The 13344-nt window shown below is 71.0% G+C and carries 12 protein-coding genes and 1 riboswitch; of the genes, 7 read left to right on the top strand and 5 right to left on the bottom strand.

Going from position 1 to position 13344, the window contains the following annotated elements; all coding sequences use genetic code 11:
- Positions 1 to 36 precede the first annotated feature (36 nt).
- Both OG514_RS14935 and otsB read left to right on the top strand, forming a co-directional pair.
- Complete coding sequence (locus OG514_RS14935) at positions 37 to 297, top strand: DUF3263 domain-containing protein (protein ID WP_266894768.1); 261 nt, start codon at positions 37 to 39, stop codon at positions 295 to 297.
- Between the two features lie 62 nt (positions 298 to 359).
- Positions 360 to 1202, top strand: coding sequence for a trehalose-phosphatase (gene otsB, locus OG514_RS14940; RefSeq protein WP_266894770.1), 843 nt, complete (start codon positions 360 to 362; stop codon positions 1200 to 1202).
- Between the two features lie 102 nt (positions 1203 to 1304).
- On the opposite strand, the gene OG514_RS14945 is transcribed toward otsB, so the two are convergent.
- Together OG514_RS14945 and OG514_RS14950 are read right to left on the bottom strand one after the other, a co-directional pair.
- Complete coding sequence (locus OG514_RS14945) at positions 1305 to 2954, bottom strand: protein kinase (RefSeq protein WP_266894771.1); 1650 nt, start codon at positions 2952 to 2954, stop codon at positions 1305 to 1307.
- A 68-nt stretch (positions 2955 to 3022) separates the two neighbouring features.
- Positions 3023 to 3910, bottom strand: a complete 888-nt coding sequence (locus tag OG514_RS14950; protein ID WP_266894773.1) for an NAD(P)-dependent oxidoreductase — start codon at positions 3908 to 3910, stop codon at positions 3023 to 3025.
- A gap of 97 nt (positions 3911 to 4007) precedes the next feature.
- Here OG514_RS14950 and OG514_RS14955 point away from each other — a divergent pair, with 97 nt between their 5' ends.
- The gene (locus OG514_RS14955; RefSeq protein ID WP_266894775.1) at positions 4008 to 4367 is read left to right on the top strand and encodes a helix-turn-helix domain-containing protein; all 360 of its coding nucleotides are present in this window, start codon (positions 4008 to 4010) and stop codon (positions 4365 to 4367) included.
- A 52-nt stretch (positions 4368 to 4419) separates the two neighbouring features.
- Here the strand turns inward: OG514_RS14955 and OG514_RS14960 are convergent, their stop codons facing one another.
- The 3 genes from OG514_RS14960 to OG514_RS14970 form a co-directional block, all read right to left on the bottom strand.
- Positions 4420 to 5862, bottom strand: a complete 1443-nt coding sequence (locus tag OG514_RS14960) for a trehalose-6-phosphate synthase (protein WP_266894777.1) — start codon at positions 5860 to 5862, stop codon at positions 4420 to 4422.
- Between the two features lie 94 nt (positions 5863 to 5956).
- Positions 5957 to 7783 carry a hypothetical protein gene (locus OG514_RS14965; RefSeq protein ID WP_266894779.1) on the bottom strand — a complete coding sequence of 609 codons (1827 nt, stop codon included), beginning with the start codon at positions 7781 to 7783 and terminating at the stop codon, positions 5957 to 5959.
- 64 nt (positions 7784 to 7847) lie between these two features.
- On the bottom strand, positions 7848 to 8816 hold the full coding sequence (locus OG514_RS14970) for a glucosyl-3-phosphoglycerate synthase (RefSeq protein WP_266894780.1): 969 nt from the start codon (positions 8814 to 8816) through the stop codon (positions 7848 to 7850).
- 149 nt (positions 8817 to 8965) lie between these two features.
- Positions 8966 to 9110: riboswitch (SAM riboswitch) on the top strand.
- Here OG514_RS14970 and thrC point away from each other — a divergent pair.
- The 4 genes from thrC (at position 9104) to groL (ending at position 13306) form a co-directional block, all read left to right on the top strand.
- A complete protein-coding gene (gene thrC, locus OG514_RS14975) occupies positions 9104 to 10414 on the top strand; it encodes a threonine synthase (RefSeq protein WP_266900853.1) in 1311 nt (436 codons plus the stop codon). (Overlaps the previous riboswitch by 7 nt.)
- Positions 10415 to 10428: 14 nt before the next feature.
- Complete coding sequence (locus tag OG514_RS14980) at positions 10429 to 10704, top strand: MoaD/ThiS family protein (protein ID WP_266894782.1); 276 nt, start codon at positions 10429 to 10431, stop codon at positions 10702 to 10704.
- A 426-nt stretch (positions 10705 to 11130) separates the two neighbouring features.
- Positions 11131 to 11334 carry a cold-shock protein gene (locus OG514_RS14985; protein WP_015035246.1) on the top strand — a complete coding sequence of 68 codons (204 nt, stop codon included), beginning with the start codon at positions 11131 to 11133 and terminating at the stop codon, positions 11332 to 11334.
- Between the two features lie 343 nt (positions 11335 to 11677).
- Positions 11678 to 13306 carry a chaperonin GroEL gene (groL, locus tag OG514_RS14990; RefSeq protein ID WP_017238234.1) on the top strand — a complete coding sequence of 543 codons (1629 nt, stop codon included), beginning with the start codon at positions 11678 to 11680 and terminating at the stop codon, positions 13304 to 13306.
- Positions 13307 to 13344: the final 38 nt, after the last annotated feature.

Consider the following 13344-nt stretch of genomic DNA (forward strand, 5'->3'; position numbering starts at 1 on the left):
ACGGCACCGCGGAGCGCCGGGTAATAGGTTGTTCGTATGACCGAAGAGCGGGAAGCAGCGGACGGCGACGAGGGCGGGCTCGGTGAGCGCGAGCAGGCCCTCCTCGCCGTCGAGCGCCGCTCCTGGCCCGGACCCGGCGCCAAGGAACGCGCGGTCCGCGAGAGCCTCGGGCTCTCCCCGACCCGCTACTACCAGCTGCTCAACGCCCTCCTCGACGACCCGCGCGCCCTCGCCCACGACCCGGTGACGGTGAACCGGCTCCGCCGGGTCCGCGAGGAGAAGCAACGCAGACGCTGAGCGCCCGGCCCGTCTCGTTCGTGCCCCTGACGCGGGCGCCTCGCGTCGGTAGGGTCGTGAGCATGGTCAGCAGCCTCCCGCACCCGACCACATCCGCCGGCCGCGACGGTCTGGCCGCGCTCCTCGCGCGGCCCGCGAAGGCCGTCGTCGCCCTCGACTTCGACGGCACCCTCGCCGAGATCGTCCCCGACCCCGAACAGGCCCGCGCCCACCCCGGCGCCGTCGAGGCGCTCGCCGCACTCGCCCCCGAGGTCGCCTCCGTCGCCGTCGTGACCGGCCGCCCCGCCGGGGTCGCCGTCCGGTACGGCGGCTTCGCCGGCGTCCCCGGCCTGGACCACCTCGTCGTCCTCGGCCACTACGGCGCCGAACGCTGGGACGCCGTCACCGGCACCGTCAAGGCCGCCGCCCCGCACCCCGGAGTGGCCTCCGTCCGCGCCGAACTCCCCGGCTTCCTCGACCGGGCCGGCGCCTGGCCGGGCGTCTGGATCGAGGAGAAGGGCCGCGCGGTCGCCGTCCACACCCGCCGCGCCCTCGACCCCGAAGGCGCCTTCGAGGCCCTCAAGGGCCCCCTGGGCGACCTCGCCACCCATCACGGCCTCGTCCTGGAACCCGGCAGGATGGTCCTGGAGCTGCGCCCCCCGGGCATGGACAAGGGCGTCGCGCTCGCGGAGTACGTACGGGAGGTCGGCGCCGGGTCCGTGCTCTACGCGGGCGACGACCTGGGCGACCTGCCCGCCTTCGCCGCCGTCGAGAAACTCCGCTCCGACGGCACCCCGGGCCTCCTGGTCTGCAGCGGCTCCACGGAGGTCCCGGAACTGTCCGACCGCGCGGACCTCGCGGTCGCGGGCCCGCCGGGAGTGGTCGGCTTCCTCGCGGCGCTCGCGGAGGCCGTACGGGAGGGCTAGGGGGTGTCTTGTCGATCAGGCCGGGCTCGCGGCGGCTGGCACGGGTCCGGAGAGTCCCGGCCCGGCCCGTGGACGGGCACGGCCCGGGCCCTGCCCTCGGGCTCAGCGGTCCCCGAGTTCCCGGGCCAGCGCCTCCGCTTCGGCCTGCGTGTAGTCGCCGGTGACGTCCACCGTGCTGGAGGTGATGGCGCCGATGATGATGGGCGCGCTGATCAGCCGGTCGCCGAGGACGAAGGCGATCTGGTTCTGCGGAGCCGGGCGTTGCGCCGCTCTACCGGTGAGGCGCGTGAACCGCTGGGTGTCGGCGTCGTCGAACGTCATCTGGACCTTCCACCGTCCGGCGCTCTCGTCGTACGGGGCGTTCACCTGCCGCAGCTGCCCGACACTCATGCTTTCCGCCTCCCAGTCGGAGACGCGGTAGCAGCTCTTCAGTTCCTCGGAGTAGTAGGCGCGCGACGGCGGGTCCGCGCACTTCCCGGACTCCACGTGCTCCACCAGTGCCAGGCGGAGGCCCTGCCGTACCGGCCCGGGATCGTTGCCGTGCAGGAGCGGTGCCGCGTAGACGCCGCCGGCGGCGATCAGCCCGGCGAGGGCCACCCCGATCCACAGCCCCCGGCGGCGTCGGCGGGGGAGTGGAGGTGTCTGGCTCGCCGGGCCCAGGGTGTCGGTCGGCGCGTGGGGCATGAACTCCGCGGCCGCGTCGGGCGCGATGTGCCGCTGGGGCGGGCCGGGCTCGCTGTTCCGCTGGGTCGGGTCGTGCTCGACGGGCGGCCGGGGCTGGTCGGGTTCGGTGCGCGGCCGGGGCGGGTGGGGCTCGATGGGCGGTCGGGCGGTGTCGGGCTGCTCGGTGCGGCGGCCGCGGTGCTGTTCGATGGCGGCGGACCAGCCCCGCGGGAGCCAGTCGGTGGCGCCGCGCGCCCGGGGACGTGCGGCGAGATCGGGGCCGACCCGGGTCAGCAGGTCGTCCGCCGTGGGGCGCCGGGCCGGATCCGCGTCGAGGCAGGGAAGGATCAGGGCTTCCAGCTCGACGGGCAGATCTTTCAGGTCGAGGTCGGCCTCGGCCGCGCGGACCAGTTGTTCCATCGCGGTGCCCCGGCCCGCGTCCCGGTAGGGGCTGCGGCCCGTGGCCAGGTGGAAGAGGGTGGCACCCAGCGAGAAGACGTCGGACGCCGTGGTGGTCGGCTCGCCGCGGGCCTGCTCGGGCGCGACGAAGCCGAGGGTTCCGAGCGCGCTCCGGGTGCGGGTGAGGTCGGCCGACTGGGAGATGCCGAAGTCGATGACCCGGGGGCCGTCCTCGGGCAGCAGGATGTTCGAGGGCTTGATGTCGCGGTGGACGAGCCCGGCGGAGTGGATGCTGATCAGGGCCTCCACCGTTCCGGCCGCGATCCAGGGCAGCGCGGCCGGGGGTAACGGTCCCTGGGTGGCCACCAGTTCGCCGAGAGAGGGTGCCGGGATGTACTCGGTGGCCATCCAGGGGACGGGCGCGTCGGCGTCGGCGTCGACGACACCGGCGGTGAACGGACCGCGTACGCGCCGGGCGAGCGCCACTTCGCGGGTGAAGCGGCGGCGGTCCGCGTCGGCGACGGTGCCGCCGTAGGAGGCGGCCAGCAGGGTTTTGACGGCGACGGTACGGCCGCCGGGGGACCGGGCCACGTAGACGCGGCCCATGCCACCGCCGGCCAGCTCCGTGAGCACGGTGTACGGACCGATCCGGTCGCCGGGGCGCGCGGCCCCCGTCCCATCCGCCTGCACGAGCGTTTCCCCTCCGCCGTGGTCGTGCCGGGCGGTGGCCGCGTCACGCGGTGATCAGGGTAGGGCGCTCAGCCCTTCCGTACCAGCAGGTCCACGATGCCCGTCAGGTCCTCCTCGCCGCTGCCGATGTCGAGCCGTCGGCGCATCAACTCGAAGTAGGGGGCGATCAGTTCGGGGCTGACGCCCTGTCCTTCGGCGGTGTCCAGGAAGGTGGGGACGCCGGCCACCTGCATCGCCAGGTTCGACACGACGTCCGTGGTGCGGTCGCCGCTGCTCAGCCGCCGTGCCGTTCCGTGGACCGACGGGGCCATCGCGGTGAGCCAGCCGGCGAGCAGCGGGGCGAAGGCGACGGGGTCGATGTCCTCCTCGCGGATCAGGGCGAAGGCGTGTGCCGCCCCGGCGAACATCCCGTACATGGCGCTGAGCAGGGCCACGTCGTGGAGGGCCGCGAAGCCCGGGTCCTCGCCGACGTACGTGGCGCCCGCCGGGACGGCCAGGGCCTTCTCGTACTGCTCGAAGAGGGCTCGCGAGCCGCTGTAGAAGACGTAGCCGCCGGCTTCCGGGACCCCGATCATCGGCGGTACGGCCATGATGCCGCCGTCCAGGTAGCGGGCGCCCCGCGCCTCGGCCCACGCGGCGCGGGCGCGGGCCTGGGCGGGGGTGCCGGTGACCAGGTTCACCAGGTCCTTTCCGGCCAGGTCGGCGTCGGCGAGCGCCTCCTCGACCGAGGCGTCGTCCAGCAGGCAGACGATGATCAGATCGCTCGCCGTGACCGCCTCGGCAGCGGTGCCGGCCGTCCTCGCGCCCTCGGCGGCGAGCGGCGCGGCGCGGGCCGCGGTGCGGTTCCAGACGGTGAGCGGGTGGCCGGCGGCGAGCCAGGTGCGGGCGAGCGCGGTGCCCATCGCGCCGAGGCCGAGCAGGGTGACGGGGGTCTTCTCGATCGTGTTCGCTGTCATGACCACCAGGCTGCTTCAGGCCCCTGACCTGCTCAAGTACCCACTTGGAAGTGGGTGGTTACCCTGAGGTGAGCGAACAGGTCAGGAGGGGTGGCGCATGGCGACGCTGAATCGGCCCGGAGCCGGGGACGGGCACGTCTGCGGGATCGACGCCGCCATGGAGGTCATCGGCGGCAAGTGGAAGGTGCTCATCCTCTGGGCGCTCCACGAGCGGCCGCACCGCCGCTTCGGGGAGCTGCGCAGACTCGTCCCGGGCATCACGGAGAAGGTCCTCGCCTCGCACCTGCGGGAGCTGGAGGCGGACGGCATCGTGGACCGCGTCTCCCACGAGGAGGTCCCGCCCCGCGTCGAGTACGCCCTCACGAAGGACGGCATCCGCCTCAACGACGCCCTCGAACCACTGGCGGCGTGGGGGCGTGAGCGGAGGGACTCCCCGCGGGTGGGAACGCATACCTAGGGTGTGTCTTGCCGATCAGGCCGGGCTCGCGGCGTGATCGACAAGACACCCCCTAGCCCTCCCTCAGGGCCTCCAGCTGGTTCAGGAACCAGCGCTGCGGGGGCAGGGCCGTCGCCGCCGCCGCGAGGCGCTTCGAGCGGTCGGCGCGCTCGGCCGCCGGCATCGACAGGGCGGTGTGGAGGGCCTCCGCGGTCTCCGACACGTCGTAGGGGTTCACGGTGAGCGCGTCGCGCATCAGCTCCCGGTACGCGCCCGCGCCCGTCGACAGGACGAGCGCGCAGCCCGCCTCCGAGACCACCGGTATCTCCTTCGCGACCAGGTTCATGCCGTCGCGCACCGGGTTCACCAGGGCCACGTCGGCCAGGCGGTAGGCGGCCAGGGAGCGGGTGAAGTCGTCCTCCACGGAGACGACGACCGGCTGCCAGTCGGCCGTGCCGAACTCGGCGTTGATCTCCTCGGCCAGTTCCGTCACCGAGGCCGTGTACTCCCGGTACGAGGCCAGGTCCTGCCGGGAGGGGTACGCCGAGGCCAGGTGGACCACCCGGTCGCGCCACTCGGGGTGGACGGTGAGCAGCTCACGGTAGGCGAGCAGGCCGCGCAGGATGTTCTTCGACAGTTCCGTGCGGTCGACGCGGACGATGGTCTTCCGGCCGCCGACCTCTTCGCGGAGCCGGGCCAGCCGCTCGTCCACCTCCGGGCGGTACGCGAGGGCCCGCAGCTCGTCGCCGTCCACACCCAGGGGGTACGCCCGAACGCGGGTGCGACCCTTCCCGACGCCGTGGCGGCGCCACTCCACCCCGTGCCAGGGGTCACCGCTCGGCCATACCCCCTGGGCCATGCCGGTCGAGTCGTCCCGCTGGGAGCAGCAGCCGATGAAGAACGAGGCCCATCCCCAGGTGTGGAAGCCCAGCTCGTCCGCGCCGAGCATGCCCCACAGCAGCTCCTCGACGATGTCGTCCGGCACCATCCGCAGGTACTCGGAGGACACCCAGGGGGTGTGGGTGAAGTGCCCGATCCGCAGGTCGGGGCGGAGCTCCCGCAGCATCCCGGGGACGAGCGCCAGGTGGTAGTCCTGCACCAGGACCGCCGCGCCCCGGTCCGCCTCGGCGGCCAGGGCCTCGGCGAAGGCGCGGTTGTAGGCGCGGTAGGACGCCCAGCGGCGCCGGAACGCCGCGTCGAAGACCGGCTCGCGCGGGATGTCGTACAGGTGGTGGTGGAGGAACCACAGCACCGAGTTCGCGATGCCGTTGTACGCGTCGGCGTACACGTCCGGGTCGATGTCCAGCATCCGTACGCCCGGCTCGCCGATCCCGCGCCGGACGGCCTCCCGGTCGCCCTCGCCGAGCGCCGCGCACACCCACAGGCTGTCCTGCGAGGAGACGGCGCTCAGCCCGGAGACCAGGCCGCCGCCGCCCCTGCGGGCGTCGAGCTCACCGTCCTCGCCGAGCACGTACGAGACGGGGCCTCGATTGGATGCCACAAGAACAGAAGCCATGGGGCGAACCTAGCCCGTCCCGTAAACGCTCAAACGTACGTATACGAGACGGGTGGATCCGGCCACGGAGGGTGGCCGGACCTCCGGGCGGCCGTCAGTTCTCGCGTCGGCCGCGCATCGCCGCCTTCGCCACCACGCCCGTCGCCGCGAGGGCGAGCCCGAGCGCGCCGAGCAGCCACAGCCGCTCACCGTTGCCGCCGGTCTCGGCCATCGAGTCGCCGCCGTTCCCGTGCGGCCCGGGGGCCGGGGGAGCGGGGGAGGACTCGACGGGGGCCGGGGCCCAGGTGGGGTCCACCGGCGTCGGGGTCGGCGTGGGGTCCACCGGCGTCGGAGTGGGCGTGGGGGTGGGCGTGGGACCCACCGGGGTCGGCGTCGGGGTCGGGCTGGGTGTCGGCTTCGGCTTCTCGATCGCCGGGGTCACCGTGCACGCCGGGTCCTGGCTGCCGTCTCCGCAGTTGGAGCGGGGTGTCTCCACCTCCACGCTGTTGCGGAGCTTCCCGTCGCCCGTCGGCGGGTTCTTGATCTTCACCGAGTAGGTGACGGTCGCCGTCTTCCCGGCCGGGACGGTCCCCACGTACCCGATCTTCGACGCCGTGTACGTCGCCCTGCCCAGGGTCGTCTTCACGTCACCGTTGTAGTCGGCGTCGTCGAGGGTCCCGGTCAGATCGTCGCCGAACGTGGCGTTCGGGTAGTCGAGCGTGCCGATGTTCTTCGCGGTGATCGTGTACGTGAGGGTGTCGCCCGGCTTCACCGTGCGCGGGCTCGCCGTCTTGGTGATCTCCAGGTCGGGGACCGGTACGGAGAAGGCGAGCGCGGAGGGCACGTAGGTGTCGCCGCGGGTGGCGAAGGTCAGGTCGGCCGAGGTCGCGCCCTGGGGGATGGCGCCGTCGGGGATGTCGAAGGCCTTGGCGTCGATGCTCAGGTTGTTGATCAGCTTGGGGGTGACGGCGCCGTCGTCCTCGCTGACGAAGAAGTTGTCGGTGTTGCCCGTGTGGGCCTCGGTGACGTTCTTGCCGTCGACGAGGAAGGTGTCCCCCGGGGTGTTCCAGTCGCCCTCGTACGCGGTGATGCCGGCCCGCGCCTTGCCGCCGCTCCGGTGGAAGCCGTCCACGGTGATCGTGGTGGCGGGGGAGGTCGAACGCTGCAGGACATGGCCGCCGTAGACGTACACGTTGCGCCGCTCGGGGGCGCGGACCGGATCCGGGCCGGGGAACTTGTGGACGACGGTCAGCGACCAACCCGCCACGCAGCCCTTGCCGTCGGCCGCCCAGATGTTGCCGACGGTCACCTGCGCGTCCGTCCCCGAGACGCCCGCGAAGGCGGCGGTCACGTCCGACTCGCCCGTGTAGTAGTGCGGGCCGTTGGTGTCGGCCGGGTCGGCGACCATGCTGTCGATCGAGACCGGGGACGCCGCGGCCGCGCCGACCTTGATCAGCGGGGCGGTGGTCGTCGGGTCGCCGGGCGAGGGCTCGACATCCGTGCCGGAGATGTCGCAGCGCTTCAGCCGCGCCCCGCTCGGACCCTTGTACGTGCCGTCGTTGCCGCCCCAGAAGAGCCGGGCGTACGCGACCTCGGCGCCCGCCGGGATCCGCACGTGGCCGGTGCTCGAACCGTGACCGCCGCCGGTGCCGCCCGCGTCGATCCGCCGCATCACGAAGGTGTTGTTGTTGTCCGAGCCCTGGCCGCTCGCCGCGGTCGCACAGCGGGCGGCCAGGTCGGCGGGGGCGGCCGGGCAGCCCATGACCGTGTTGCCGATCGTGGTGAAGTCGCCGTACAGCGACTCGGCGTACCGCTTGCCGAAGGGCTCGACCACATCCGCCGCGGCCGGCCCCGCCGCGGTGAAGGCGAGCGAGCCCGCCGCCAGTCCTACGGCCGCGACGGCCGCGAGCACCCTGCCCAGGTGTTGTTGTCTGAAGCACATAAAAGGGCAATGTAGGCAAAGCGGATCATCATGGGGCGTTACGCCACGCGGTCAGGCCACGCGGTCAGGCCACGCGGCGGTGCGCGTACTCCGCGATGTCGGCCATCGGCGGCCGCTCCTCCGTGTCCACGTCGTACGTCCGCGGCTCGAAGCCCTTCTCGCCCCGCTCGAACTGGGTCAGCCGCGGCCGCACCAGATGGCCCCGCGAGAGCCGCAGTTGCGCCGTCCGGTAGATCGCCGCCGCCATCCGGCCCAGCGCGAGACCGTCCTGGTGCCGGTGCTTGCGCACCCCCACGTCCACCTGTGCGAGCGCGTCCAGACCCACCGTGTGCAGGGCGTCCACGAGCAGCCCCAGCTCCACCCCGTAACCGACCGGGAAGGGCAGCTGTTCGAGCAGCGAGCGGCGGGCCGCGTACTCACCGCCGAGCGGCTGCACGAAACCGGCCAGCTGCGGCCAGTGCAGATTCAGCAGCGGGCGCGCCACCAGCTCCGTCACCCGACCGCCCTGACCAGCGGTCTTGCCGGAGGCGAGCCCGTTGAACTCGGGGCCGAAGGGACGGTCGTACATCGCCTTCACGAAGTCGACGTCCGGATCGGTGAGCAGCGGGCCCACGATCCCCGTCACGAAGTCCGCGGAGAAGTCCCGCAGGTCGGCGTCCACGAAGCACACGACGTCCCCGGTGGTCACCATCAGTGACCGCCACAGCACCTCGCCCTTGCCCGGCACGGCCGGTATCCGCGGGAGTATCGCGTCCCGCGCGACCACCCGCGCCCCGGCCGCCGCCGCCACCTCCGCCGTACGGTCCGTGGAGCCCGAGTCGATCACCACGAGCTCGTCGACGAGCGGCACCGCCTCCGACATCAGCTCGCGCCGGATCACGGCGACGATGTCACCGACCGTCGCCTCCTCGTTCAGCGCCGGCAGGACGACGCTGACCTTCGTGTTTCGCTTGGCGGCGAGGATTCGCTCCAGCGGCCGGTCCTCCACGGACCAGGACCGCCGGTCCAGCCAGCGCTCCACCTCTTCCAGCACGTGATCTCCATCTCGCGGTTCGGACGGCCGGTCCAAGCGTCCGGGCCTTCGGTTACAGTCTTGAACAACGCGGATGCCCGATGCACGTCGGGGTGCCGCCCGCGCCGGAGCGCAGGAACGAAAGTTCACCGCGCTTCACAATCGAATACCGCTCATCCAGAGGGGCAGAGGGAAACGGCCCGTTGAAGCCCCGGCAACCCTCCAGTCGGTTACTCGTCCTCCAGCGAGGCTCCCGGCTAGGGAAGGTGCCAAATCCGTCGCATGGCGAAAAATTCGTCATGCGAAAGATGAGGAGAAAGGGCCTCGCCTCCATGGCTGTACAGACTGTTACCCCCGCCACTTCGGTCGACCTCGGTCCCGCGTCCGGGCTCTCCTGTCGCGAATGCGGTGAAAAGTTCGCACTCGGCCCGATCTTCGCCTGTGAACTCTGTTTCGGACCGCTCGAAGTCGCGTACGACCTCCCCACCGGTGACCCCGAGGCACTGCGCAAGCAGATCGAGGCCGGCCCCGCCAACATCTGGCGCTACGCCCCCCTGCTGCCCGTCCCCGCCGACGTCGCCGACAAGCCGAACCTGAACCCGGGCTGGACCAAGCTCGTCCAGGCCGACAACCTCGCCCGCGAGATCGGCGTCGCCCCCGGCAAGCTCTTCGTCAAGGACGACTCCGGCAACCCGACCCACTCCTTCAAGGACCGGGTCGTCGCCCAGGCCATCGAGGCCGCCCGCGCCTTCGGCTTCACCACCCTCTCCTGCTCCTCCACCGGCAACCTGGCCGGCGCCGTCGGCGCCGCCGCCGCCCGCGCCGGGTTCCGCTCCTGCGTGTTCATCCCGCACGACCTGGAGCAGGGCAAGGTCGTCATGGCCGGTGTCTACGGCGGTGACCTCGTCGCCATCGAGGGCAACTACGACGACGTCAACCGCTTCTGCTCCGAGCTCATCGGCGACCCGCTGGGCGAGGGCTGGGGCTTCGTCAACGTCAACCTCCGCCCGTACTACGGCGAGGGCTCCAAGACGCTGGCGTACGAGATCTGCGAGCAGCTCGGCTGGGTCATCCCCGACCAGCTCGTCATCCCGATCGCCTCCGGCTCCCAGCTCACCAAGATCGACAAGGGTCTCCAGGAGCTCATCAAGCTCGGCCTCGTCGAGGACAAGCCGTACAAGATCTTCGGCGCCCAGGCCGAGGGCTGCTCCCCGGTGTCGGTGGCCTTCAAGGCCGGGCACGACGTCGTACGGCCCCAGAAGCCGAACACGATCGCCAAGTCGCTCGCGATCGGCAACCCGGCCGACGGCCCGTACGTCCTCGACATCGCCCGCCGCACCGGCGGCGCCGTGGAGGACGTCAACGACGAGCAGGTCGTGGACGCGATCAAGCTCCTCGCCGAGACCGAGGGCATCTTCGCCGAGACCGCGGGCGGCGTGACGGTCGGCGTCGCGAAGAAGCTCGTCGAGAACGGGCTGATCGACCCGAACCTCACCACCGTCGTCCTCAACACCGGCGACGGACTCAAGACCCTGGACGCGGTGGCCGACACCTCTCAGGCGACCGCCACCATCCGCCCGAGCCTCGACGCGTTCCGCGACGCCGGCCTGGCCCTCTGAAAGGTTACGAAGACATGGCCGTGAACGTCCGCATCCCCACCATCCTCCGCACCTACACGGGCGGCCAGTCCGAGGTCCAGGCCGAGGGCGCGACCCTCGCCGAGGTCATCGCGGACCTGGAGAAGAACCACACGGGCATCTCCGCCCGCGTCCTGGACGACCAGGGCAAGCTGCGCCGCTTCGTCAACGTCTACGTGAACGACGACGACGTCCGCTTCGAGCAGGGCCTGGAGACGGCCACCCCGGCCGGCGCCGGCGTCTCGATCATCCCGGCCGTCGCCGGAGGCTGACCATCGTGCGCGGTGCCGACGGCTGCTGAGCCGTCATCTGTCCCGTCTTTCTTGAATTGCCCCTTCCGCGCCATAAAGCGGAAGGGGCAATTCTGCAGGGTTGAGCGCGGTAGAGTTGGGGAAGTCCCCTCCGCTGCTCATGCCGGGCGCATATGAGAATGCGTCCCCGCACGACAAGAAGCAGCCAAAGTGCGTGTGCGATGTGTACCCTCTGCACGCTTTGCCGGGCCCGACTTGCCCCGTAACTCAAGGGATTCTCCCCAATTCGCCTTTCCGTGACGCCCAGAATTCTCGCTCGATTGACCTGTTGCAGAGGGCAGTTGGGCAGATACATTCAGCGGCGGTCGACGCGTTCCGGCGCAGGGTCTGACCCGGGTCCGCGAAGTGCGGTCCCGCGCAAGGGCCACAGTAATAGGGGAGTTAGGCATGGCTCAGGGCACCGTCAAGTGGTTCAACGCGGAGAAGGGCTACGGCTTCATCGCGGTCGACGGTGGTGCGGATGTTTTCGTCCACTACAGCGCGATCCAGATGGATGGCTACCGCAGCCTCGAAGAGGGACAGCGAGTCGAGTTCGAGATCTCGCAGGGCCAGAAGGGTCCGCAGGCGGACATGGTCAAGCTCGCCGTCTGAGCGCGGCGCGATCGGCCACCGACGCAACGCCGTCGAGGGGTCCGCATCCCTGAGGGGATGCGGACCCCTCGTGCGTTCCCGGACCCTTCTCGCGCCCCTCTCGCGCCCCTTCCGTCACCCCCTGCCCTGCATCCCGATCATCGAGAGTCGCTTGCACTCTCCTAGGGCGAGTGCTAATCATTGGCGTTAGCACTCGGAAGGTGAGAGTGCTACGAGGATCGGGCAGACGAGGCCGCCGGCCGGGTGGGGCAAGGAACCACGCGGAGTTGCGGAGGCCGTCCGTCGCGGGCGTCGGCGCGGTCCTGGAGCGTTATCCACCCCATGTCCGGGAGGACCACTTCACATGGCCAAGATCATCGCGTTCGACGAGGAGGCCCGGCGCGGTCTCGAGCGCGGCATGAACCAGCTCGCTGACGCCGTCAAGGTCACCCTCGGCCCCAAGGGTCGCAACGTCGTCCTCGAGAAGAAGTGGGGCGCCCCCACGATCACCAACGATGGTGTTTCCATCGCCAAGGAGATCGAGCTCGAGGACCCGTACGAGAAGATCGGCGCCGAGCTGGTCAAGGAAGTCGCCAAGAAGACGGACGACGTCGCCGGCGACGGTACGACCACGGCCACCGTTCTCGCCCAGGCGCTCGTCCGCGAGGGCCTGCGCAACGTGGCGGCCGGTGCCAACCCGATGGCCCTCAAGCGCGGTATCGAGAAGGCCGTCGAGGCCGTCTCCGGCGCCCTGCTCGAGCAGGCGAAGGATGTCGAGACCAAGGAGCAGATCGCTTCCACGGCCTCCATCTCCGCCGCCGACACCCAGATCGGCGAGCTCATCGCCGAGGCGATGGACAAGGTCGGCAAGGAAGGCGTCATCACCGTCGAGGAGTCCCAGACCTTCGGTCTGGAGCTGGAGCTCACCGAGGGTATGCGCTTCGACAAGGGCTACATCTCGGCGTACTTCGCCACCGACATGGAGCGCATGGAGTCGTCGCTCGACGACCCGTACCTCCTCATCGTCAACTCCAAGATCTCCTCGGTGAAGGACCTGCTCCCGCTCCTGGAGAAGGTCATGCAGTCGGGCAAGCCCCTGCTGATCATCGCCGAGGACGTCGAGGGCGAGGCCCTGTCGACCCTGGTCGTCAACAAGATCCGCGGCACCTTCAAGTCCGTCGCGGTCAAGGCCCCGGGCTTCGGCGACCGTCGTAAGGCCATGCTGAACGACATCGCCATCCTCACCGGCGGCACGGTCATCTCCGAGGAGGTCGGCCTGAAGCTGGAGAACGCGGGCCTCGACCTGCTGGGCCGCGCCCGCAAGGTCGTCATCACCAAGGACGAGACCACCATCGTCGACGGTGCCGGTGACAGCGAGCAGGTCGCCGGTCGCGTGAACCAGATCCGCGCCGAGATCGAGAACTCGGACAGCGACTACGACCGCGAGAAGCTGCAGGAGCGCCTGGCGAAGCTCGCCGGCGGTGTTGCGGTCATCAAGGCCGGTGCCGCGACCGAGGTCGAGCTCAAGGAGCGCAAGCACCGCATCGAGGACGCCGTTCGCAACGCGAAGGCGGCCGTCGAGGAGGGCATCGTCGCCGGCGGTGGCGTGGCCCTGCTCCAGGCTTCCTCGGTCTTCGAGAAGCTTGAGGCCGACCTCTCGGGCGACGAGGCCACGGGCGCGAACATCGTGAAGCTGGCCCTTGAGGCCCCGCTGAAGCAGATCGCGGTCAACGCCGGCCTTGAGGGCGGCGTCGTGGCGGAGAAGGTCCGCAACCTGCCCGTCGGCCACGGCCTGAACGCCGCGACCAACGAGTACGTCGACCTCATCGCCGAGGGCATCATCGACCCGGCGAAGGTCACGCGCTCCGCGCTGCAGAACGCCGCGTCGATCGCCGCGCTGTTCCTCACCACCGAGGCCGTCATCGCCGACAAGCCGGAGAAGGCGTCCGCGCCGGCCGGCGGCGGCATGCCGGGCGGTGACATGGACTTCTGATCCCCCGGGATCGGTTGTTCATCGCTGAACGCGAACGA

The organism is Streptomyces sp. NBC_00572, from assembly GCF_026341815.1.
In the GTDB taxonomy this organism is placed as follows: Bacteria; Actinomycetota; Actinomycetes; order Streptomycetales; family Streptomycetaceae; genus Streptomyces.

Bases quoted from the DNA above. Each gene is read 5' to 3' on its own strand.
- OG514_RS14935 (WP_266894768.1), top strand. From the start codon at position 37: ATGACCGAAGAGCGGGAAGCAGCGGACGGCGACGAGGGCGGGCTCGGT.
- otsB (WP_266894770.1), top strand. From the start codon at position 360: ATGGTCAGCAGCCTCCCGCACCCGACCACATCCGCCGGCCGCGACGGT.
- OG514_RS14950 (WP_266894773.1), bottom strand. From the start codon at position 3,910: ATGACAGCGAACACGATCGAGAAGACCCCCGTCACCCTGCTCGGCCTC.
- OG514_RS14955 (WP_266894775.1), top strand. From the start codon at position 4,008: ATGGCGACGCTGAATCGGCCCGGAGCCGGGGACGGGCACGTCTGCGGG.
- OG514_RS14960 (WP_266894777.1), bottom strand. From the start codon at position 5,862: ATGGCTTCTGTTCTTGTGGCATCCAATCGAGGCCCCGTCTCGTACGTG.
- OG514_RS14965 (WP_266894779.1), bottom strand. From the start codon at position 7,783: ATGTGCTTCAGACAACAACACCTGGGCAGGGTGCTCGCGGCCGTCGCG.
- thrC (WP_266900853.1), top strand. From the start codon at position 9,104: ATGAGGAGAAAGGGCCTCGCCTCCATGGCTGTACAGACTGTTACCCCC.
- OG514_RS14980 (WP_266894782.1), top strand. From the start codon at position 10,429: ATGGCCGTGAACGTCCGCATCCCCACCATCCTCCGCACCTACACGGGC.
- OG514_RS14985 (WP_015035246.1), top strand. From the start codon at position 11,131: ATGGCTCAGGGCACCGTCAAGTGGTTCAACGCGGAGAAGGGCTACGGC.
- groL (WP_017238234.1), top strand. From the start codon at position 11,678: ATGGCCAAGATCATCGCGTTCGACGAGGAGGCCCGGCGCGGTCTCGAG.